This window comes from Micromonospora sp. NPDC005707, from assembly GCF_040631005.1.
In the GTDB taxonomy this organism is placed as follows: Bacteria; Actinomycetota; Actinomycetes; order Mycobacteriales; family Micromonosporaceae; genus Micromonospora.
Window position 1 is genome coordinate 112,695 of sequence record NZ_JBEXYR010000018.1, and the last position, 21,405, is coordinate 134,099.

Consider the following 21,405-nt stretch of genomic DNA (forward strand, 5'->3'; position numbering starts at 1 on the left):
TCGGGCCGCCTGCCGGAAACCCGCGAGTCCTAGGAGGTCGCTGTCGATGCCCCGCTCTTGATCGGGGGCGGCGGTCAGCCGGGCGGCGACGGGACCTCCGGTGGCTTGCCCGCGGCGTTGCGCCAGTCCAGCACGGCGATGAGCAGCAGCACTGCGGCGGCGGTGGTCGCGGTGGCCAGCGGCGAGGCCTGCCCCATCAGCGGTGACGCTGCGGCCAGCAGGGCGATGCCGACGATCCTGCGCCGCGAGACCCGGGCGAAGACCAGGTGCTCCAGACGGGCCCGGCCGACGAGGAACAGTGCCGGGCCGCCCAGGATTGCCGCCAGCCACGATGGGTGTGTCACCCGGGTGTGGCTGTGCTGCACAATCTCGTATCCAATTGCGGTGGTGACGATGCCCAGCACCATCAGCGCATGCGCGAACGCGACTCGTCGACCCCACACCGCGGGATCGCCTGCCGCGTCGAGGGCCTTGGGCAGCAGCTCTCCGGCCTTGTGGAAGTACACCCGCCACAGCAGTGTCGTGGTGGCGAAAGCGATCACCAGGCCAGCAGTCTTGTAGAGGTCGTGCGGATGGCTGCTGTAGCTGATCCCGACGGCGAGGATGCTCTCACCGAGGGCGATCATCAACAGCTGTTCGTTGCGGTTCGTCAGGTAGTGCCCGGCGAGCTGCCAGATGGTGTTCTGATGCCGACCCAGCCCGGGCGCTGGCCAGCCCAACCTCGCCGATCCCAGATCCACCACCGCCGCCGCCGTCCACCACACCAGTTGGGCGGCGCCGACGGCCATCCCACCGCCTACCCAAAACACCCCGGCGAGGCATAACCACGCCGTTACCCGCCAGTACAACCGGCGCAACCGGTGCGACCGAAGACCCAGCGAGATCACGGCCGGGCGCGCCACCCGCGTCGTCACGAACACCACCGCGAACACCAGACCTTCACCGGCGAATGCCCCCGGCACCGCGGTCCCCATGATCATCATGGCGAAGGTGCTGAACAGCAGCATCACCTGGATGCCCGCTCGGTATGGCTCGAACCGGCCGGTGATGTACGCGGTGGTGGTCCACAGGTACATCACCGTTATGAACAGCAACACCGTCCGGCCGGCATTGCCCCACCGCTGCACCGGGTCGTCGCTGAAGAAGCCGGGCAACGACCCCGCGACCACACGGTCGAGCGCGAACACCACCGCCAGATCGAAGAACAACTCCACGAACGTCGCCTGCTGCGCGCTGCCGCTCATCCGCAGCAAACCCACCGCCCGACCCGCGGCCCGCCGTTGCACCCCAAACCGGCTGCCCACTGATCCATTCAACTGCCCGGCATGCCCGAACACACCCGATACCGCCAAGTCAACCGCGGCGGCCCGTTACTCCAGGCGGCGCCCCAAGCGCGGGCATGACCCGTGCACGCCAGGCACCAGTGCCGGCGGCAGCCTCGTCCGGTCGCGAGCGCAGCGCTGAACGCGTCGTGGAGGGACGCTCAACGCGACGCAGAACCTCGCGCACCGAGCGCCCTGCCGAACGGGATTATCGGTGGCGGGCGGTGTGCAGCGAGTCGGCAGCTGTCAGGAGGGCGGCACCGAGAAGCACTGTGTCCTTCAAGAGGAATTGCCCCAGCAGAGAAAGGCTCAAGATCCCCTGCCTCTCCTGCCGAGCCTTGGGCGTCGTGGCCAGGAAGCTGAGCGTGGTGAGGAACATCCCGACCGCCGCGACGCTACCGATCGCCGACGCTCTGGGCGCAAGCGGCTTCGCGGCGATCAGAGAGCCCACGGTGATCTCGGTGACCCCGATGAGCCGGTTGAGCCTTTGGGCGCCCAGCTTCTCGCGGATCCGCGAGAACAGCGGACTCGAGGTGACGAGGGGCTCGTCATTCTCGACCTCGTACTGCTTGAACTTGAGCGCACCGATCCACAGGATGTTCGTCGCCAGTGCGGAGCGCAGGACCGAGAGGCCTACGGATGCGAGGTCATCGGCCGAGGCGTGTCGTGTGCCCATCGCTCGCTCCTAGTCGCGGTGTCGACGGTCGGCGTGCTGGGGACCATTACCCGCTTGGGCCCGCCACACGCACCGAGGGCGGGCGCGCTCGTCACCACGTTGACGTCTCATCGGCCGGGGCGGCGGGTGCCTCGTCTTTGAACGTTGATCGTGTAATCCGCACATGCTGGCTTCGGCGGTCGCCGCCGGACGACCGTCGCGTGCTGCCCCGGAGCCCGTGATTCAGCGCGCATCTGAGCCGAAGGGGCAAGGGTTACGGAAGTCCCGCAGGCGCGCTGCCGAACCGCCAGATAATGCGGGAGTTGGCCCGCGGTTTGTCCAGGCGCGGCCGGCGGGCTGATCGACACGCCGTCGGGAGGGAGCAGCAGTCGGATGAGCACGATGCACGCCGTGAGAGCTCACACCAGAGGCGGGCCGGAGCAGCTCGTGTACGAGGAGGCGCCGCGGCCTGAGCCGGGGCCTGGTGAGGTGTTGGTGGCCGTGAAGGCTGCTTCCATGACACCCACTGAGCTCACCTGGCCGCAGACCTGGACGTACAGCTCGGACGGGTCAGGGCCTGAGCGCACGCCGATCATCCCGTCGCACGAGTTCTCCGGAGTCGTCGCGGCGTGCGGGACGGGGGTGGAGAGCCCCGCCGAGGGGGAGGCTGTCTACGGCTTGATCCCTTTCACCCGCGATGGCGCGGCCGCCGAGTACGTCACCCTGCCCGCGACCGTCCTGGCGGCCAAACCCGCGACCGTTGACCACGACCACGCCGCAGCGCTCCCACTGGCCGCGTTGAGTGCCTGGCAGGCACTGGTGGACCACGCCGACGTGCAGGCCGGCCAGCACGTGCTGGTGCAGGGCGGCGCCGGCGGCGTGGGGATCTATGTGGTGCAACTCGCGGCCGGTCTCGGTGCTCGCGTGAGCGCCACGGGAGCGGCGGCCGACCTGGAATTCGTCAAGGGTCTGGGCGCCGAGCAGGTCATCGACTATGCGCACGACCGCTTCGAGGATCACGTCAGCGACGTCGACGTGGTCGTTGACCTTGTCGGAGGAGCCACGCAGTCGCGGTCCTGGTCAGTCCTGAAACCAGGCGGTGTCCTGGTCACCCTCGTCACCCCACCCGACCCGCAGGAAGCAGCCCGGCACGGCGCCCGCGGGGTGTATTTCATCGTCGAGCCCAACCAGGACGCGTTGCGTTCCATCGCCGAGCTCGTCGACAACGGCCGGTTGAGGCCGGTACTGGACCGCGTGCTGCCTCTCACTGAGACGCGCTCAGGTTACGAGGCGCTCGAGACGGCCAAACGCCGCGGTAAGATCGTCATCCACGTCGCTGACTAGTCACTGCCGCTGCGGGCACCTGCGGCCCGCTGTTCGGTGACGGGCTCCGGTCGCTTCCCACTTTGCCTGATCCTCACCCCATCGGTACGTTTCCGGCCGCCGTGACCGGGAAGCACGGGCCATGCCTGGTCTGTCACTGATGACGGTCGGCGCCAGTCTGGCGCCGGCGGATCCGGCGCAGTTGCTGCCGGCGCGCGAGCAGATGGCCTTCACTCTCGGCTTCCACATCATCCTGGTGCCGTTCGGGGTGGCCTTCACCTTCCTGATGCTGATCGCGAACGCCCGGGGCATTCGTCGGAACGACGAGACCGCGATGCTGCTGGCCCGCCGCTGGTCGCAGGTGGCGGCGGTGCTGTTCGCCGTCGGCGCGGTGTCCGGGACGGTGCTGTCGTTCGAGCTCGGGCTGCTCTGGCCGCGGCTGATGGGCACCTACGGCGCGGCGTTCGGCATCCCGTTCGCGATCGAGGGTCTGTTCTTCTTCCTGGAGGCGATCTTCGTCGCCATCTACGTCTTCGGGTGGCAGCGGATGCGACCATGGCCCCACTTCTGGACCGGTGTGCCGGTGGTGCTGTCCGGGATCGGCGGCACGCTGTCGGTGGTCGCGGCGAACGCGTGGATGAACCAGCCGGGCGGATTCACCATGCGGGACGGCAAGATCGTGGAGGTCCGCCCGCTGGAGGTGATCTTCAACGGGGCATTCTGGTTCGAGGCCATCCACATGCTGCTGGCCGCGTACATGGTCGCCGGGTTCGTCGTCGCCGGCGTGTACGCCGCCGGGATGCTGCGCGGCCGCCGCGACCGGTACCACCGGCTCGGCCTGGCGATACCGCTGACCGTCGCGGCGCTGGTCACCCCGCTGCAGATCTTCGTCGGCGACATCGTCGCGCGCGAGGTCTTCCGGAACGAACCGGCGAAGTTCGCCGCGATCGAGGCCGTCCGGACCACGGGCACCCACGTGCCGGAGGTGCTGGGCGGCTACTACGCGAACGGGGAAGTGCACGGCGGCATCAAGATTCCGTCGGGGGCGTCGCTGTTGTCCGGCTACTCGCCGTCCACCCGCATCCAGGGCCTGGACGCCATACCCGCCGAGGTGCGACCACCGGACCGGCTGGTCGCGATCGTCCACCTGAGCTTCGACGTCATGGTCGGTATCGGCACGGCGCTGCTGGGCCTCTCCGCCTGGTACGCCCTGGCCTGGTGGCGCCGCCGTGACCTGCCGCGCAGCAGGTGGTTCCTGCGGGCGACCGCGTTGAGTGGGGTGCTCGCGGTGGTGGCGCTGGAGGCGGGCTGGGTGGTCACCGAGGTCGGCCGGCAGCCATGGACGGTCGTGGGTCACCTCCTCACCCGGGACGCGGTCACCACGTCCGGCAACCTGTGGCTGTTCTTCGCCGCCACCGTCGCGCTGTACGTCGCGGTCGGCGCCACCACCGTGTACGTCCTGCGGCTACTGCGCCGCCGCTGGCGCGATCAGGGCGGGGCGACCGAGACGGACGTGCCCTACGGCCCGCCCCGGGACTCGGAGGGCACGCCGGCAGCAGGTCAGGCATGAGTACGTTCGCCGCCGTCGTGTTGTTCATCGGCGTCACCGCCTACGCCGTGCTCGGCGGCGCGGACTACGGTGCCGGCTTCTGGGATCTCACCGCTGGTGGCGCCCGACGAGGGCAGGCCCCCCGACACCTGATCGACCACACGTTGGCGCCGGTGTGGGAGGCCAACCACGTGTGGCTGATCTTCTGCCTGGTGATGCTCTGGACCGGCTTCCCGTCCGCGTTCGCCGCGATCATGACCACGCTCTACGTTCCGCTGGGCCTCGCCGCCCTGGGCATCGTGGTCAGGGGCAGTGGGTTCGCGTTCCGGAAGGTGGTGGTGAAGACCGGCCAGCAGCGGGCGACCGGCGCGGCGTTCGCCACCTCGTCGGTGATCACGCCGTTCTTCCTCGGCACGGTCGCCGGCGGAATCGCCTCCGGGCGGGTGCCCGCCGACGGGCACGGCGATCCCGTGACCAGCTGGGTCAACCCGACATCGCTGCTCGGTGGAGTGCTCGCGGTCGGGGTGTGCGCGTTCGTCGCCGCGGTGTTCCTCACCGCCGAGGCCCGCACCCTCGCCGACGCCGGCCTGGAACGCTGGTTCCGCCGTCGAGCCCGGGCCAGCGCCGTGGCGACCGGCGCCGTGGCGCTGGCGGGGATCGCCGTCCTGCACGCAGACGCCGGGCGCCTGTTCGACGGGCTGACCGGCCGCGGCCTGCCGCTGGTGCTGGTCTCCGCGGCATGCGGGCTGGCCAGCATCGCCCTGCTGCACCGGGCGGCGCCCCGGTTGCTGCAGGCGCTCGCAGTCAGCGCGGCCGGCACGGTGGTGGTCGGCTGGGGCGTCGCGCAGTACCCGTACCTGCTGGGCACCCACCTCCGCATCGACGAGGCCGCCGCTCCCGACGCCACCCTGGCGTCGCTCACCCTCGTCGCCGCCGCGGCGCTCCTGCTCGTCGTGCCGGCCATGGCGCTGCTGTTCGTTCTGCACCAGCGCGGTCGTCTGGACACCACCTGATTCGGTTCACGCTGCGCCGTGCCGAACCGCGGTCGGCGTGCCGTCTCATCCGTCGGTCAGCCGAGCGCCCTACGCCCCACCCCGTGGCGGCGTCGACCTCTCGGCCACATCGACGGCCACCCCATGCATGAGGTGGTGCGGCTGTCCCTGCCGTGCGCCTCCCGCGGATGAACGTTCGGCAAAGGAGTACGGCCGAGACACCGCCGCGCCTAGCGTGAGCACCAACGGCATCAGCGCGCGGCGCACCGGCGACATATCGATGGAGTACCCGGTGGTCGTGGATCGGAACGGGGGTCGACGTCCATGGTGAAGAAGTTCATCAAAGAGGCGGTGTCGCGCAGCGCGGAGTCGGATGACGATCGGCGGAAGCTCGCGTCGATGACGGACGCGACGAATCCCGCAGCGCAATCGCCGGACGGCTCGGGGCCGAGTGACGCGACGATCCTGAACTTCGCCCTCAACCTCGAATATCTCGAAGCCGAGTTCTACCTTCGCGCCACCACGGGGCAGGGACTGCCGGACGAGATGACCACCGGTACCGGCACCCGGGGTGAGGTGAGCGGTGGGGGCATGGTCAACTTCAGCAACTCGGTGGTGCGCAAGTTCGCCCGGGAGATCGCCTCGGACGAGCAGCAGCATGTGGCCTTCCTGCGGTCCGCCCTCGGGGAGCACGCCGTTTCCCGTCCGGCGATCTCTCTTGACACGAGTTTCACCGCGGCGGCCACCGCCGCCGGGCTCATCAAGTCGGGCGAGGTGTTCGACCCGTACGCCAACGATCTCAACTTCCTGTTCGCCGCGTTCCTGTTCGAGGACGTCGGCGTCTCCGCTTTCAAGGGAGCGGCACCGCTGCTGTCCAACAAGACGTACCTGGACGCTGCCGCGGGTCTGCTCGCCACGGAGGCGTACCACGCCGGGATCGTCCGCTCCGCGCTCTACAACGAAGGCATGATCGACGATGCCGTCTTCGCGGGTGTGCAGAAGCTCTCCGACGCCCGCAACAGTCTCGACGGACCGGTCGACGACGACCAGGGTATCGGCACCAGCGCCGAGGCGAACCTCGTCCCCACGGACGCCAACGGCATCGCCTATGGCCGCTCCGCCGAGTCGGTCCTGAACATCGTGTACCTCACCGCGAGCCCGGCGAACTCCGGCGGCTTCTATCCCTCCGGCCTCAACGGCGACCTCGCGATGAGCGGCGGGGCTGCCAGCTGATTCACCCACTTCACGTGCAGTTGTGGGTGCCGGAGGTCGGCGGACCCATCGACCCGACAACGAGGCTCACGATCTCGTCATGACCGTCTTCGGCCGGATGAGCAAGGGCGAGCGGAATCGGGTCAGGTGCGGGCCCGCACCGCGATGGATCCCAGACCCAGTTGGAGGGTCGCGCCTTGGGCGGGCGCCCACCGTATGCCCACATGCTGAAGGACCTCGGACCGCACCCGAACCTGGGCGAAAGCCGCCGACGGCAAACGTCTCCGCAGGATCGGCTCACGCTGGCTCGATAGCCGGATCACGGACAAGGACCGAACTTTCGATAGGCGAATCAAGATTGGGTGAGGCCACATTCGGCACCGAACTGCAAGGCATTGAGATTCCCATCTCCGCCGCCAGGATCTCTGGCCGTAGAGGAGAAGCCAGCTCTATGCTTGCCGCCGCTGCGGCTCATCCGGGTCGAGGGACACCAGTGCAAGGATTTGCGAATGCGCCGGAATTCTGCTCTGAACAACGGCATTGCTGGCGTCAGCGAGGTAACAACAGACGGCGAACCGCCAACCTCTATCGCAGAGGGCGTCGCGCGCCGATCCGCGGTCGCCGAGGAACAAGAGTTTCTCGACCTGGCCACGGCGCGGCGCGACAGGCTCGCCGACCACCTACAGGCCGAGCTTTCGTCAGGCGCCCTGGATCCGTTGGAACAGGCGCGGCGGCGCATGCTCCGCCAGCAGTACGAGGAGCTACGGCGAGCACGGGAAGGGCTGGTCTTCGGCCGCCTCGACGGCCTTGATGGCACCGTGCGACACATAGGCCGTGTCGGTCTCCGCGACGACGGCGAGGACAGTGAGCCGCTGCTGGTGGACTGGCGCGCTCCCGCAGCTCGACCGTTCTACACCGCGACGGCTGTCGACCCACAGGGTCAGGCTCGGCGCCGTCACATACGCACGACGGGATCGGCCGTCGTCGGCGTGGATGACGAGCCACTGGACGGGACCATGACGGCGGAACTCGTCGGTGAAGGCGCCCTACTGGCCGCCTTGGACCAGCGGCGTACCGGCCGCATGTCGACGGCGATCTCCACGTTGCAACGCGAGCAGGACGACATCATCCGGGCCGAGGCGACCGGCCCGCTGATCGTTCAGGGCGGTCCTGGCACCGGCAAGACCGTCGTTGCCCTGCACCGCGTCGCCTACCTGCTGTTCGCCCACCCGAAGATGGCCGACCAGGCGGTCCTGGTCCTCGGACCCTCGCCGCGGTTCCTCCAGTACATCGCCCAGGTGCTGCCCGCGCTCGGTGAGACCGCCGTCGTCTCGGCGACCTGCGACACTCTGCTGCCCGAGATTCGCGTGGGCCGCGACGAGAGCCGGCGTCTCGCCGAAATCAAGGGCCGCGCCCTCTGGCAACCCGCGCTCGAAAACTACGTCACGTCGCTGCTCCCCCGGCCCCGTGAGCTGAAGCTGCGCTGGGAGGGCGAGTTCTACGTCATCACCGCCGCAACAGTGGCACAGGCGCTCGCCTCGGCGGTGCAGGGACGCCCGTATCACCGCGCCCGCCAGGCGTTCGCCGAGCAGCTGCACCACATCCTTGTCGAAGCCGTCGTCGAGCAGCGCGAGGCGCTGATGAACGAGATGGAGGAGGGCTTCGAGGACATCCTCGCCCGCGTCGACAGGGGCATGCAGCACGACCACCACTTCGGCAGGAGGTCCACCGGCAGTGACGTCGACGGATTGCTCTCCGAGGAAGAGGTAGAGAGTCTTCGTTCTCGGATCGCCGAGAGCGCCGCCATCGCCCGGTTCATCGAGGCATGGTGGCCCACCCTCGACGCCGAAACCCTACTGGTTGATCTCCTGACCGACCGCACCCTGCTGGCCCGGTTCGCTCCGCAGTTGTCCACGGAGGAGATCACGGCCGTCTCGGCCGAGCCCGCACTGTGGGCATCGAGCGACATCCCCCTGCTCGACGCCCTCGCCGACCTGCTGGGCGAGATCGAAGCCCCGCAACCACAGGGCGAGTTCGTCGCCGAGCACGCTCGCCGGCAGCGCGACTGGGTGTACGGCCACGTCGTCATCGACGAGGCGCAAGAGCTGTCCGAGATGCAGTGGCAGATGGTCCTACGGCGCTGTCCCAGCCGCTCCATCACCGCGGTCGGCGACATCGACCAGGCGGAGGCAGCACATCGGCACACCAGCTGGGCACAAGCGGTGCAGGCTGTTTTCAGAGACCGCTGGGCCGCTGCGGAACTGACCATTTGCTACCGGACCCCGCGTGAGGTCATGGACCTCACCGAACCCGTATTGAAGAAAGCTGGCAGCCACAACGCGCCGCCACGGGCGGTACGCTCCGCCGGCATCGCCCCCTGGGTACTCACAGTCACGCCCGCCGAGCTTGCCGGCGCCGCCGCCCAAGCCGTGCGACAGCTGCAGCAACGGTGGCATGGCGGCACGGTTGGCGTCATCGCCCCCGCCGAGCGCATCGCCGAACTCCTGGCCGTGCTGAGCGATGTGCCGGTGCTCACCGCGACCCAGTCCAAGGGACTGGAATGGGACGCGACGCTACTCATTGACCCCCAGGGCATCGCCGCTGAACCGCGCGGCTGGAACGGGCTCTACGTCGCGCTCACCCGATGCACCCAGGAACTCGGACAGCTGGTGCTCAGGTAGCAACCGCCACAACCATGGAGAGAATCTCCGGATGCTGGGCGCGCCTTCGGGCCGTGAGGATCGTTCTGTCCGGATGTGAGCAGGGGTGAGCAGCCGTCGCGTTTGCCCGGCCGCCAATAGCCTCCCGTCATGGGAGAAGCCGAGGTCCGGGTCGTGGTCCGTAAGTTCGATGGCAGCCTGCACCGGCACCACTCGATGGTGTGGTTGGGCGAGGATGAGTTCGGGGTCTGGCTCGGCGCTCCGATCGGGACGATCTACAGCAAGGGCGGGGAGGGCGAGGTCTACGCAACCAAGGAGCGACGAGTCATGCTCTTTCCCCGCAACGCCTGGTGGACGGCCCTGTTCCAGGCAGCTCCAGCCCACCTGGACGTCTACTGCGACGTCACCACTCCCTCCGATTGGCCGCACAAGGGGGAAGTGACCACGGTCGACCTGGATCTGGATGTCTGCCGGATACGGCAGGACGGCTCCGTCTTTATGGACGACGAGGATGAGTTCGCCAGTCATCAGAGGCAGTACGGCTACCCACGAGACATCATCACGCGCGCGGAGAGTACCGCCGAGTGGCTGTCAGCTGCGCTGCGCGACGGCGCGGAACCCTTCGGAAGCCGCTACCGCACATGGCTGGACCAGGTCGGTAGCGAGGGGGCGTCCGCCCCAGCGGATGCCCTTCTCGCAGCGGATGCGAGCGCTTTCGCGGCGCTCGACGGCCAGGACGTCCCGGTGGCGGGCGTTGGCGTTGCGCCAGCGCAGTAGGCGTCCAGGGCCCGGGTCTGCATCGGGTGGTTGGGGTGGTTCGAGTTCGCGATGGTGAACTGTCGCAGAGGCCCGAAGTGGGCCTCGATCGGGTTGGCCCAGGACGCGTACGTCGGGGTGAAGCACACGTCGCGCCTGGCGCGGCAGAGGGCACATGTTCGTTAGTCGGCGGCGATCTGCTCGATGGATTGCGCGGCGATGGCGAGCAGCGCGGGGTCTCCGGAGCGTGTGTACGTGTCGCTTGCGGTATCGACGAACTTGATCGCGTGCGCGTCGCCGGTGTCTGTTGCACGGCGCATGACTTCATCGAGGCTCAGGTCGGTGTCGGCCGGCGGGGCGGGCCGTGCCTCGGCCGGGGCGTAGGCGGCGGTAACGGCAGCTGTTGCCGCCCAGGCAGCGGCGAGGCTCGGCGCCCAGAGCGTTGGCGGTAGAGCCGGCAAGGCACGCAGGACCGCGTTCGGCGCGGTGGCGGCGTGGACGAGCATGACAGGGCTGGCGTACCCGTGGGTGCCGTGCCGGATGACCGCGGCGTCGACGATGCCCGCGAGCCGTGTTGGGACGTCGTCCTTGTCGTTGCCGGGCACTGCGCCGGCTAGCGAAGGCCACAGGGCCAGGTCGGCCAGTTGAGCGAGGCGGGCTCGGATGCCGGACCGCTGGTCGGGTATGCGGGGTACCGCGTCGAGCGCGGACCGGGCGTCGGTGGTCGGGTATGGTCCGGCGCCGGGCGGTGCGAGGGGCTGCCACCGGGCGGCCCAGTAGGCCAGCCCCTGACCGAGTTCGGCGACGCGCGGCTGGGTCTCCTCGTCGAGCAGCGCGCGTATGGCGTGGCCGACCCGGATGACTCCGTGGGTCGCGCCAGCGGCTATGCCAGGTAGCAGGCGCGGCCACCACCGGACCAGCATTTCCCGCCACGGTTCGCCGGCCAACTCGCGGTCGAAATAGTTCAGCCAGTCTCCGGTACGGACCGGGTCGCCGAGCGGGTCACGCCACTCATCCCTTGGGATGGGTCGAATCCCTCGGGGCCGCTCCTCCAGCTTGTCCGCGTAGCCATCAATCCATCGGTGAACTGCCCGCTCGTGGCCGCGGTGGACCAGGGCCTCCACCGCCATGGGGGCGTGGTTGGACAGCCAACCGTTCCGCTCCGGGCCAGTGTGGCGCACCCGCTCGTATGCCTCGTCGAGGACGGAACTCGTCATGCACTCGAGTCTTCAATCTGAAGTTCGGTTGAGGTCAATCCAGCAACTTCCCCCGGATCCCGGGTGGTGCGCGGGCGCTCTGTCCGCGGCAGAAGCGTGGACATGATCTTGGCGCAGAGATGTCGACCGGCGATGATCTGTATGGTCACGGCGTGATCGCGAGGCTTGAGGTCGTGTACTGCGATGGCTGGGACGAGGGCGTGGTCAATCCGTTGACCGCGACTGCCGTGCAGGCCCGCGACGCCGCGGGTGAGCCGTACACGGCCGTGCTGTTGATCGATGGTCGACGGCACGCGGTGATGGACGTTTCCTGGGCCGACGAGTACTGCCGTATGTCGCGCTTCGACGCCGCTGGCCGACAGGTGTCCTGCCACGAGCTGCGCGGCACGGGGAGCGGCGACGTGTTCCTGCGCCGGGCCGCTACCTGGGACGGCCCGCCGGATGTGGGCGAACACGAGTTTCCGCATGTCGCGGCGCGGACCTGCACCACCTATCGACTCTTCGGGCAGCGCAGCGACGTCGTCGAGCCGCGTGGCGATCGGGGCGATCGGCACGAGTCCCGCTCGATACAGCCGCCGCCCCGCCTGCCGATTCCGGGCTTTCGCCGATGGCGGGAACTGCTGAGTCTCGCCGGGGACCCGCCCGTGGAGATCATCGACGCGGTGCACCATCCGCTTCCGGTACGCACCGCGCCCCGGCCACCCTGGCGTCCGCCCCGGCCGCTGCGGCCGCACGGCATCGAACTCCTGTTCACCCCCGGTGCGCAGGTCGAGTACAACGATCGGCAGCTTCGCCTGTCGGCCCAGAGCGCCGGGCGGCTGCACGTGCCGTCCGGCCGCCTGATCGCCGCTGATCCTTCCTCGTTGGACTTCGACGCCGAGCCCTTCAACGTCACCGTGCCGCCCGGCACGTACCCGGTCTCCATCAGCCTCGCGACCTTCGTCGATGATCCGCGGCATACCCGGGTCACCGCCGCCCGCCTCGACATCAGCGACCGTCCCGCGGTGCGATGGGAGCTGGCGCTGCGCGACGGGCAGGACCCGCTCGACCTGGGCCACCAGCAGTTCTTCGGCTTCGGCGTCGATGCTGGCATGGCCTGCTTCGTCGACGCCGACTCCGCCGACCGCCTGGTGGACGTCTGGCGCACACTCGACGGCCTGGTCGAGCCGCGCTACCGCACGACCGGGTCGGGAGACATGGTCGCCTGGTCCAGCGGCTGGGGCGACGGCGCCTACCCCACGTGGATCGGCTACGACGCCTCCGGTTCCGTGGCCTGCTTCGTCGCGGACATGCTGCTCTTTCCCACCGACTCGGAAGACGAGGACGAGGAGTGACGACACGCCGCAGACGATTTCGGCAGAGTCGGACGTCGGAGCGCCTGGTCGAATGCGCGTCCAGGTAGAGAGCGCAGCTGCCACGACCGGCAGGGGCAACTCATATTGCGCAGTGATGGTTGCGAGCCGTGATGTGAGGACTGCTGGTTGACGACGAGCGCTGACGAGCTGTTCGCGGCGCGTCTCGCCTTCCCGGTGGGCCATCGGGTGCGAGGGACGGTGAGTGCCGTCCCGATGGGCACGGGACGGGCAGGGGTTTTGGTAGACCTTGGTCAGCCGCCGCAGGGGTGGGTCGACGTCCTGCACCTGCCGGACGACCCAACCGACTGGCCGGCGGTCGGCAAGGCTGGGCTTTTCGAGGTGTTGCAACACCGGTCCGGCCAGGTGCGGCTGTTTCCGTTGGACGCTGGGATGCGCAGCCGCCGGACCCGTTTCTCGCGCTGGTCGGGTGAGGACTGGGCCGCGATCACCACGCGGTACCCGGAGGGCGAAGTTGTCGTGGGGACAGCCCGGCAGTTTGAGGGGAAAGCGGGCCAGCAGACCGGTTCGACGCTGCCGTCAGGTGACAGTCATACCGATCACGCGGGCAGTCGCGGCCGACGCGCGGTGACGCCGACCACGGCTAGTAGGAACACCGTGCACATAGTCAGCACCGGCGGCAGCATCTTGATCGAGTCCTCGAGCTGCCGGTACGCGCCGTCGACCAGGCCCGGATCCCACCAGCTCATGGCCGACAGGTACCACAGCGGCGCATTGTGCCGTGGGGCACGGTCAGGCGGCAGCGCGGTGAACACATACACGGCGGTGACCGCGTCGAGCAGCAGCAGCGCCCCCATCCCGCTGCCGAGCCAGGCAGCGGCGCGGCGGCCGCGGCGCAGCAGGATGCTCACCGCCCAGCCGAGACCGGTGGCGCCGACCGCCCAGCAGGCCACGGCCGCCAGCGAGCCGGCACGGACCTCGCCGAGGACGTCACCGAGATGCGGTACGGCGCTGATGCCCGCGACGCCCAGCGCGAGCGCCGCAGGAACCACGACGGCGGCCGCGACGATCGGCTCGGAGCGTGCCATCCACCGGCCGAACCACCACATCGAGGTCGCGGCGAGCGCCACCGCCAGCGCGTACCCGTAGGGCGCGGCCTCGTGCGCGCCGGTCATGTCGGCCAGCAGACCCGCCGTGGTCAGAAGAAGCAGTAGCAGCACGCCGAACGCGAACGGCGCGACGACCAGCTTGATCAAAGTGATGCCAGCGGTACGCGCCCGAGCCACGGTCATCGTCTCCGCCTGTTGGGTGAGCCGGTCGCGCAGCGCGCAGCGGACGGTGTCGGCCAGGTCCCGGGCCGGGGTGTCACTGGCGGCGAGCAGTTCGGCGATCTCGTCGCCGTAGCGCTCGCGGATCGCGGCCGGGTACAGCGCCAGCACGGCGCGGATGATCCGGGCGTGCATCACGCCACCGCCAGCCGGCGCAGCCCGGTCGCGGCGAGGGACCGCATGCGCTGCAGCTCGGCGCCCAGGGCTGCGCGGCCGGCGTCGGTCAGCCGGTACGGCTTGCGCCGGTCCTGCTCGGGCAGGGCCTCGATGTAGGCGTGTTCCTCCAGGCGCCGGATCGCGCCGTAGAGCGTGCCGGGTCCGGGGCGGGCACCGGTGAGCTCGCCGATGTCGTCCTGCATGGCGTAGCCGTGCTTGGGCCCCGCGGCGAGGCTGATCAGGATGTGCAGTGCCGGTTCGGAGAACCGGCCGAGGTCGGCGAGCCCGGCCACGAGAACCTCCCTTGCTACGTCCTGCGTAGCATCGCAGTACGTAGTAACACCGTCAAGCCTGACCGTTCCCTGCCGAATGGACACCGACAGGTCAGGCGTCCCGAGCCGCGGCGCCGGACGCTGAGACGGTGCCCGCCCGCTGAACCGCTGGCGTGCGAAGGCTTAGCCGAATGGCCGCTCGGGGTGATGATGTGGGCGACTACCCACCGAAGAATCTCCCGCACATACTGCTGATAGAGCCGCCGCACGGGGTCCGGTGACACCGGGAGACACCCATAGCGGCAGGCGCAGCGCTGGCGATCCCCGCCGGAGCGGCTGCCTTTCCTCAGTGCTGGCGGATGAGATGGGAGCACCGCAGACCGGTCACCGTCGACCGATCGTCGGGTCCCGTCAGGCGCACCGGGATCGGTGCGGCTACCTGGAGGTGGTCATGTACTCAGCGGCGAAGCTTCGCATCGTTCTGGCGGCCGGGGCTCTCGGCCTTGCCATGGTCGCCTGCCAGTCCCCGCACGCCCCCACGCTCGGGCCGTCCGCCCCTGATGCAGCGCGCTCGACTTGGTCCGCGCCCGGTGGGTCGGGTGGCGGACGGGTGGCATCGCCGTCCATATCGACCGCGCCGCCGCCCACGAGGTTCCCGGGCACGTCACCCGCGCCGGTGCCGTCCGTGCCGGCGCCGACCAGGTCGGCCGGCCTGACCAAGCGGCAACTGGCCGGGCAGCGGATCATCTACTCCTATCCCGGGTTGACACCACCGGCGAGCCTGTTGAGGATCATCCGCGCCGGTGAGGCCGCCGGGGTGATCTTCTTCGGGGAGAACATCGCCGACACCGCCCAGATCCGCTCGGTGATCACCCAGTTGCGACGAGCCCAGGCACAAAGCCCGATCCACGTGCCGCTGCTGCTGATGGTCGACCAGGAGGGTGGCCTGATCCGACGGCTGCCGGGGGCGCCCGCGCTCTCGGAGAAGCGGATCGGCCAGTCCGGCGACCCGGTGGCCGCGGCGGCCGCAGCGGGCACCGGAGCCGGCCGCACCCTCGCCGCAGTTGGCATGAACGTCAACCTCGCCCCGGTTCTCGACGTCTACTCCACCGCGGGCAACTTCATCGACCAGTACCAGCGCTCCTACAGCGCGAACCCCGGCACCATCGCGCCCCTGGCGCGGGCGTTCATCACCGCCCAGCAGCGCACCGGCGTAGCCGCCACCGCCAAGCACTTCCCCGGACTGGGACGGGCCGCAACGGACCAGAACACCGACACCCGGCCGGTCACCCTGTCCCAGTCGCTGGCCACGCTGCGCGGCGCCGACGAGTTCCCGTACTCAGCCGCCGTCGCCACCGGCGTCGACCTCGTCATGCTGTCCTGGGCCATCTACCCCGCGCTGGACCCGAACCACCCAGCCGGCCTGTCGTCGACCGTGGTCAGGCAGGAACTGCGCGGGCGCATCGGGTTCACCGGAGTGACCGTCACCGACGCCCTGGAAGCCGGTGCGCTGGCCCACTACGGCAGCACCAGCCAGCGCACGGTCGCCGCCGCAACCGCCGGCATGGACCTCATCCTGTGCTCCGCCCGCGACGTCGGCCAGGGCGAAGCCGCCACCGCTGCCCTGGTCAACGCCCAGACCGCGGGCCAGCTCGACTCCGCCGGCTTCATCGCCGCAGTGGATCGGATCGCCGGCCTGCGGGCCCGTCTCCACTGACCGTCCAGTGCGGTGGCCGTCCGACCCGGCTTCGCTCGCCCGAACCGGCCCGTGAACGACCCGAGCACCCCAGGTTGGCTTGCAGCGCGGGTTCTCACAGGACAGCCAACCGCAGTGCCACTTGCCGAACATCGCCGTCTCGTAACCGGCGGTCAGGAGCAACGACGACAGGGTCGGATCGTCGTCGGGGATCCCGTTGGCCCTCCGCGCGCGTGGTCAGCGGCTCCTCCGGGCCCGCTGGCAGCCGGGTGGGGTACCCCCCGGTTGTTCCGCGTCCGGCTGCGTTCGGTGCCATTGGATGCAGTCCAACGGCGTTCATGCTCCCAACCTGCTCCCACGATCCCCTTCCCCCATGGACCGACCCAACGGTCCGTGACCAGCGTGCCGCCGTCGCTGGAGTGCATGATCAGGTTGATCACCCCTGTTGCGACATGTCCGGTGCGGGTTTCGGCGGCCGCGGTCGCAACGTCGGGCAGCCTGAGATCGGCGAGTATTTGCCGCACCACGACCTGCGCCCTACAGGGTCATCCGGCACCTTCGAAACCGGGCCTGACCTGGCCGGCTTCGACGCTCAGGGCGGAAAGCTCCGCACCCCTTGCTACGGCGCCCACACCTTGGTCAAGCGTCCGTGATCGTGACGTGGTTGGCGCGTTGCGGCTCGGGCTGGAACATGGTCAGCAGACTCTCGCCCTCGGCGACGACGGCGTCGCGCTCGTGCTTCGCGAGCGCGCGTAGCGACGTGATCTGCAACGTCGCCGCGCCGTCGTCGAGCGTGATCGCCCAGGTGCCCACGACCCGGCCATCGACCAGCAGGAAGCGGGCGCCCGTGACACTCAGACCGCGATGTTCCGGGTCGATGATGCGGCTGCGGTCGTCGTAGCCGAGCACCGCGTTGTCGAACGCCGGCAGGAAACGCGGCGGCACCGGGGTTTCCGGGTCGGGCAGCACGCCGTCGGGAACGTCGAGCAACTCGCGGCCGCGCTCGTCGCGGAACGTCCGCAACGACGGTCGCAGCCGTTGGACGGACTCGCGCAGCCCGCTCAGGCCGGACCAGGCGCGGATGTCAGCGCTGGCCGCCGGGCCGTAGGCGGCGAGGTAGCGCAGGACCAGCGCGTCGACGGTGACCGGCGACGGCGGCTCCAGCGGGCGGCCCAGCCACGTCTCGATGGTGGTGTTGTACGCGGCGCCGCGCTCGCCCCAGACACCGCGGGGCGGCACCTGCACGAGCGGCACGAGCGTACTGAGCGCGTCACCCAACGAGCGCGGCTCCACTCCCGGCCAGCGGTCGGCGATGGCGCGCGCCGCCTCGGTCAGCATGCGCGGCCGCTCCTCGAACAGCGGCCGGCCCAGTCTCGCCAGGTCGTCGAGGTCGACGCCGGGCAGGACCCGGCGCAGGGTCGACCACATGCGTGAGACCAGCATTGCCTGGTGTACGGGACGCAGCGCGAGGCAGTCGCGCGCGGTCACCAGATGGAGGGTGCGGCGCATCAGCAGTGTGCGGACCGCCCCTCGGCTCAGCAGCAGCTCCACCAGCGCCGGCGGCTGGAAACCCGCCAGCCGGCTCCACAACCCGACGTACGGCTCCAGGGGTTCCTGGGCCTGCAACCCCACCACGTGCTCAAGGGCGTCAGCGACCGGCATGTCGTGCCGCCGCAGCAGGAGCTGGCGGGCTAGAAGCGCCCGGTTGAGGGCGCGGGGGTCGAGCACGCTCACGGCGATGACCCTATCGCCCACCCGTTTTCCGAGCCGTTGATTGCTTTCGAGGTGGTGCCACCGGCGCGACTGCCACCTTGCTGGTCGTCGCCGGGTCGGAAATCGCCCGACTGTTCGCGAGAACGGTCGTGCGCACGCCGCCAGATGGTCCCCCAGCACTCGTACGAGCGGATCTCGTCCGCGTCGGTGGAGCCGCTTACCGTGAGGACAGGCGACGATGCGGGGGGTAACGTGGGAAAGCCTCACCAGCAAGGGGAATTCGTCGAGCCGGCCCAGGCTGCCCCCACTGATCCTGTCTTGCTGGGCGAGGTCTCGTCGTCACCGCCGCCACCTGAGCCGGCGCCAACGAGCACCCGGGCGGACGCATTTCAGCCCGTGACGGTGGAGGCCTCTGGGGGCGGCGGCTCGGGGCGGCAGGAACGCTCGAAGCCGCGGACGGGCGGCGACCGCGATGGTGCGCTCAACCGCCTGATCATGGTTCGTACCTCGGCCTGGCGCATTCCCGAGGTCGAGCTGCTGCGGCGGGATCCGGACTGCTCCCCGGACGGTCTCACCACCGAGCCAGGCGGTGTGGACTTCGCCGCCCATCGTCGCCTGCTCGACGCCCTGCTCCGACCGGACGGGGTGCTGGACGGCACGGCCTGGCTGGGGCGGGTCCACCGTGGAGAGGACGCTGTCGACTACAAACGTGCCAACAGTGATGCGGGCCGGTCACTCATGGCCGAGCTGGTCGACGAGGTGCGGCAGGGGTGCCTGGCCGCATTGGACAAGGATCGACAGGCCTGGCGTCAGTTGGCCGAGCTGCGGCATCAGATCTTCCTGGAGCCGCGGCGGATGGGGTCACTGCGCAATCCGGCGGACCCGGATCTGCCCCTGTATGCGGTGGTCGACATTTCCTTTTCCTATCTTGTGGAGCGGCCGCTGTGCCGAGCCAGCATTTCGGTGTGGACGTCGCTGCCTCGTAGCCGTCGGCACGTCCCTGCGGAGCTGCTGGTCCCAGCGGTGGACGGCGCGCAGGACGTGCGGATCCCGGCCGAGCAGGTACCCGCCTACCGCAGCTATCTGCTGCGGGTCGGCGAGAGCCTGCAGCGGTTGCTCGCCGCGCAGCTCCTGCCGGTCCAGTTCCGGATCTTCGATTGGCAGTACGACTTCCCGACGTTCTGGGTGGCCGTTCCGGCGTCTCTGCGCAGCGACGCCTACCGCTATCTGCAGCGGAGCGAGCGGGTAGGTGATCGGCTCGCGCGCGAGCTGCTGTTGACCGGCACCGCTCGGGATTCGGTGGTGAGCCGCGCCGTGCTCAACGGTGACTTCATGGTGCTGCGCCGGTTTCGGCGGGAGGGCGAGACCTACACCCCGCACTACCTGATCCTGCCGTCCCGCAATGGCTACCCGGCCCGTGACGCCGACGGCCAGCGGGACCCGGACCGGCAGGCGGCCGCGATCCGCCGCCAGGAGGAGGATGCGGCGGGGATCGTCGTCGCCCTCAGTGAACTAGAGGCGAGCAGCGGTAGCGAGTTGTACACGGTCGAGCGTGACCTGGAAATCTGGAAAAACCATCTTCAGGTCTACACCGCAATGGCCGAGCGCGGCGCGTTTCTGTGGGACGCGCTCTCGACCCACCTGCCGATGCGACGCGGTCGAGCGCTCAACGAAGCGCACCGCGCCGTGCAGTTGCTGCACCAGATCCTGCTCCAAGGGGTAGCCGACCTCGGCCACCTGCGCGCGCTGACGCGGGCCTCCAGTGCAAGCATCGACGCGGCGGCCGAGCGGTTGCAGGACGACTTCGACGCGAAACTCACCGAGTTACACGGGCGGAGTGTGCGCGGACTGCGCGGCGCGATCACCGAGACCGGACTGTTCGCCCGGGTACGCCAGCACGGCGCGGAGATCGTCGAGCAGTCCTCGTGGGTCAAGTCCCGCTACGACGACCTCGTGGCCGCGATCACCTCCGCCTTCGACGAGCGGCGGGTCCGCGAGGCAGACGTGATCCAGAAGGGCGGCGTGGTGATCAGCCTCGCGGTTGGCCTAGTCAGCCTGGTGACGGTGCTGGACGCCACGACGGACATGAGGACCAAGCTGGAGGTGGCGCCGACCCCCGGCGCGCCGGGAGATGCCAACCGGCTGCGCTGGCTGCATGACCAGGCACTGGGGTTGCTGTCCCGGCACGCCAACGAGGCGGCCCTGTTCAGCCTTGCCTGCGGAGTCGCCGTGCTCGGCGTTGCGCTGTACGTCTGGGTCAGGTTCAGGTCCTCGGGTCGGCTGAGCTCGCGGCAGTTTCGCCGGCTCTACGACGGGTCACGCGGCCGGCTCGTCATGCGTAACGGCCACGGGGTGTGGCACTTCCTGAGAGACGCGTCGACCGACAGTCTCGAGGATTTCCTCGGCAGCGCGCGACGCCAGCCAGCCAAACCCGAGGACGCCCGGGGAAACCGGCAGCGTTGGGCGGAGCTCGATGACGCGCTGGCCGGACGCTTCGCCGACCTGTGGGATCGGGCGGCTCCGATGGGGGTGCGGCGGCAGGGCCGCGTCCGTTCCGACATCAAGGCACTGGCCCGGCGAATCGAGCACTGGGGAATTCACGGCCTGTTACTCACCGAGCGTCCTCGCCAACTACACGAGTACGTGCTGCCCCGGCTCATCTGCCTCTACCGGTTCTGCATCCAGTGGCCGGACTCGTTCATCGAGAAGGTGGGCCGGCAGAACCGCCCGAAAAGCCTTGTGCCGGACAGCGAGTTTGTGCGGGCCATGCAGTGGCTCGGCTTTCAGCGCGACCAGGCACTGGAGTTCGACAGGCACCTGCACACCTGGCAGAAGCGCCAGATCGCCGAGTACCAGGGCGCCGGCGGATCCGCCGGTGCCGTACCTGCCCAGTACGCTCGGCGACTACTCGATCTTCTGAACGAGTTGGAACTCTCGGCGCACTGCACGGCGGAGGACGTCGAGCGGCTGCTTGTCCTTTCGGAAGCGGCGGCGGCCGGGAACCCCGTTGCGGCGCCGGAGGCGCCCCCACGGGTATGGACCCCGGTTGTGGTGCAGCCGGACGATCTCCGTCCGAACGGCGAGCCGACCGACGAGGCGCTGGAACGCTAGCGCGTACCGGCTCTTGCGAAGTGGCTCCAGGCCCAGGGCGCTCCGGAGGGAAGGCAGGGCGAGGGCGGTGAGTCCGACGACCCGGTGACTGTCGACGGCATCGCGCTCCCGCGACACTGCCACCCGCCGC

Annotated in this window: 14 protein-coding genes and 2 pseudogenes; 9 read left to right on the forward strand and 7 right to left on the reverse strand. The window is 69.5% G+C overall.

Annotated features, from left to right (window positions below):
• Nucleotides 1-74: 74 nt before the first annotated feature.
• A complete protein-coding gene (locus tag ABZ452_RS28425; protein ID WP_357949236.1) occupies nt 75-1,244 on the reverse strand; it encodes a low temperature requirement protein A in 1,170 nt (389 codons plus the stop codon).
• Nucleotides 1,245-1,530: 286 nt separating this feature from the next.
• Nucleotides 1,531-1,998, reverse strand: a complete 468-nt coding sequence (locus ABZ452_RS28430) for a DUF417 family protein (protein ID WP_357949239.1) — start codon at nt 1,996-1,998, stop codon at nt 1,531-1,533.
• A gap of 372 nt (nt 1,999-2,370) precedes the next feature.
• Here ABZ452_RS28430 and ABZ452_RS28435 point away from each other — a divergent pair, with 372 nt between their 5' ends.
• The 6 genes and pseudogenes from ABZ452_RS28435 to ABZ452_RS28460 form a co-directional block, all read left to right on the forward strand.
• Nucleotides 2,371-3,321, forward strand: a complete 951-nt coding sequence (locus ABZ452_RS28435) for an NADP-dependent oxidoreductase (RefSeq protein WP_357949242.1) — start codon at nt 2,371-2,373, stop codon at nt 3,319-3,321.
• A 121-nt stretch (nt 3,322-3,442) separates the two neighbouring features.
• Nucleotides 3,443-4,870 carry a cytochrome ubiquinol oxidase subunit I gene (locus ABZ452_RS28440; protein WP_357949244.1) on the forward strand — a complete coding sequence of 476 codons (1,428 nt, stop codon included), beginning with the start codon at nt 3,443-3,445 and terminating at the stop codon, nt 4,868-4,870.
• On the forward strand, nt 4,867-5,862 hold the full coding sequence (locus tag ABZ452_RS28445; RefSeq protein ID WP_357949246.1) for a cytochrome d ubiquinol oxidase subunit II: 996 nt from the start codon (nt 4,867-4,869) through the stop codon (nt 5,860-5,862). Before ABZ452_RS28440 ends, ABZ452_RS28445 begins: the two co-directional genes overlap by 4 nt.
• A gap of 303 nt (nt 5,863-6,165) precedes the next feature.
• Complete coding sequence (locus ABZ452_RS28450) at nt 6,166-7,074, forward strand: ferritin-like domain-containing protein (protein ID WP_357949249.1); 909 nt, start codon at nt 6,166-6,168, stop codon at nt 7,072-7,074.
• 488 nt (nt 7,075-7,562) lie between these two features.
• On the forward strand, nt 7,563-9,734 hold the full coding sequence (locus ABZ452_RS28455; protein WP_357949251.1) for a UvrD-helicase domain-containing protein: 2,172 nt from the start codon (nt 7,563-7,565) through the stop codon (nt 9,732-9,734).
• Between the two features lie 306 nt (nt 9,735-10,040).
• Nucleotides 10,041-10,220, forward strand: a pseudogene (locus tag ABZ452_RS28460) (DUF402 domain-containing protein); the annotation flags it as partial.
• A gap of 159 nt (nt 10,221-10,379) precedes the next feature.
• Here the strand turns inward: ABZ452_RS28460 and ABZ452_RS28465 are convergent.
• Both ABZ452_RS28465 and ABZ452_RS28470 read right to left on the reverse strand, forming a co-directional pair.
• Nucleotides 10,380-10,633 (reverse strand): annotated as a pseudogene (locus ABZ452_RS28465) (IS630 family transposase); the annotation flags it as partial.
• A gap of 18 nt (nt 10,634-10,651) precedes the next feature.
• Nucleotides 10,652-11,686, reverse strand: coding sequence for a questin oxidase family protein (locus ABZ452_RS28470; RefSeq protein ID WP_357949253.1), 1,035 nt, complete (start codon nt 11,684-11,686; stop codon nt 10,652-10,654).
• 119 nt (nt 11,687-11,805) lie between these two features.
• Between ABZ452_RS28470 and ABZ452_RS28475 the strand changes: the two genes are divergently transcribed.
• Nucleotides 11,806-13,020: a DUF4241 domain-containing protein gene (locus ABZ452_RS28475; protein WP_357949256.1), complete on the forward strand. Its 1,215-nt coding sequence runs from the start codon at nt 11,806-11,808 to the stop codon at nt 13,018-13,020.
• A gap of 578 nt (nt 13,021-13,598) precedes the next feature.
• On the opposite strand, the gene ABZ452_RS28480 is transcribed toward ABZ452_RS28475, so the two are convergent.
• Nucleotides 13,599-14,462: a hypothetical protein gene (locus ABZ452_RS28480; RefSeq protein ID WP_357949260.1), complete on the reverse strand. Its 864-nt coding sequence runs from the start codon at nt 14,460-14,462 to the stop codon at nt 13,599-13,601.
• Nucleotides 14,462-14,776, reverse strand: coding sequence for a PadR family transcriptional regulator (locus tag ABZ452_RS28485; protein ID WP_313720739.1), 315 nt, complete (start codon nt 14,774-14,776; stop codon nt 14,462-14,464). The genes ABZ452_RS28480 and ABZ452_RS28485 overlap by 1 nt, the downstream gene beginning before the upstream one ends.
• 664 nt (nt 14,777-15,440) lie before the next feature.
• Between ABZ452_RS28485 and ABZ452_RS28490 the strand changes: the two genes are divergently transcribed.
• Complete coding sequence (locus tag ABZ452_RS28490; RefSeq protein ID WP_357949264.1) at nt 15,441-16,472, forward strand: glycoside hydrolase family 3 N-terminal domain-containing protein; 1,032 nt, start codon at nt 15,441-15,443, stop codon at nt 16,470-16,472.
• Between the two features lie 618 nt (nt 16,473-17,090).
• Here the strand turns inward: ABZ452_RS28490 and ABZ452_RS28495 are convergent.
• A complete protein-coding gene (locus tag ABZ452_RS28495) occupies nt 17,091-18,185 on the reverse strand; it encodes a winged helix DNA-binding domain-containing protein (RefSeq protein ID WP_357949266.1) in 1,095 nt (364 codons plus the stop codon).
• Between the two features lie 375 nt (nt 18,186-18,560).
• Between ABZ452_RS28495 and ABZ452_RS28500 the strand changes: the two genes are divergently transcribed.
• Nucleotides 18,561-21,275: a hypothetical protein gene (locus ABZ452_RS28500; protein WP_357949269.1), complete on the forward strand. Its 2,715-nt coding sequence runs from the start codon at nt 18,561-18,563 to the stop codon at nt 21,273-21,275.
• Nucleotides 21,276-21,405 lie beyond the last annotated feature (130 nt).

Excerpts from the sequence above, each read along its gene's own strand:
- ABZ452_RS28455 (WP_357949251.1), top strand. The coding sequence starts at position 7,563 with ATGCGCCGGAATTCTGCTCTGAACAACGGCATTGCTGGCGTCAGCGAG.
- ABZ452_RS28430 (WP_357949239.1), bottom strand. The coding sequence starts at position 1,998 with ATGGGCACACGACACGCCTCGGCCGATGACCTCGCATCCGTAGGCCTC.
- ABZ452_RS28470 (WP_357949253.1), bottom strand. The coding sequence starts at position 11,686 with ATGACGAGTTCCGTCCTCGACGAGGCATACGAGCGGGTGCGCCACACT.
- ABZ452_RS28475 (WP_357949256.1), top strand. The coding sequence starts at position 11,806 with ATGTCGACCGGCGATGATCTGTATGGTCACGGCGTGATCGCGAGGCTT.
- ABZ452_RS28435 (WP_357949242.1), top strand. The coding sequence starts at position 2,371 with ATGAGCACGATGCACGCCGTGAGAGCTCACACCAGAGGCGGGCCGGAG.
- ABZ452_RS28480 (WP_357949260.1), bottom strand. The coding sequence starts at position 14,462 with ATGCACGCCCGGATCATCCGCGCCGTGCTGGCGCTGTACCCGGCCGCG.
- ABZ452_RS28440 (WP_357949244.1), top strand. The coding sequence starts at position 3,443 with ATGCCTGGTCTGTCACTGATGACGGTCGGCGCCAGTCTGGCGCCGGCG.
- ABZ452_RS28425 (WP_357949236.1), bottom strand. The coding sequence starts at position 1,244 with ATGAGCGGCAGCGCGCAGCAGGCGACGTTCGTGGAGTTGTTCTTCGAT.
- ABZ452_RS28445 (WP_357949246.1), top strand. The coding sequence starts at position 4,867 with ATGAGTACGTTCGCCGCCGTCGTGTTGTTCATCGGCGTCACCGCCTAC.
- ABZ452_RS28450 (WP_357949249.1), top strand. The coding sequence starts at position 6,166 with ATGGTGAAGAAGTTCATCAAAGAGGCGGTGTCGCGCAGCGCGGAGTCG.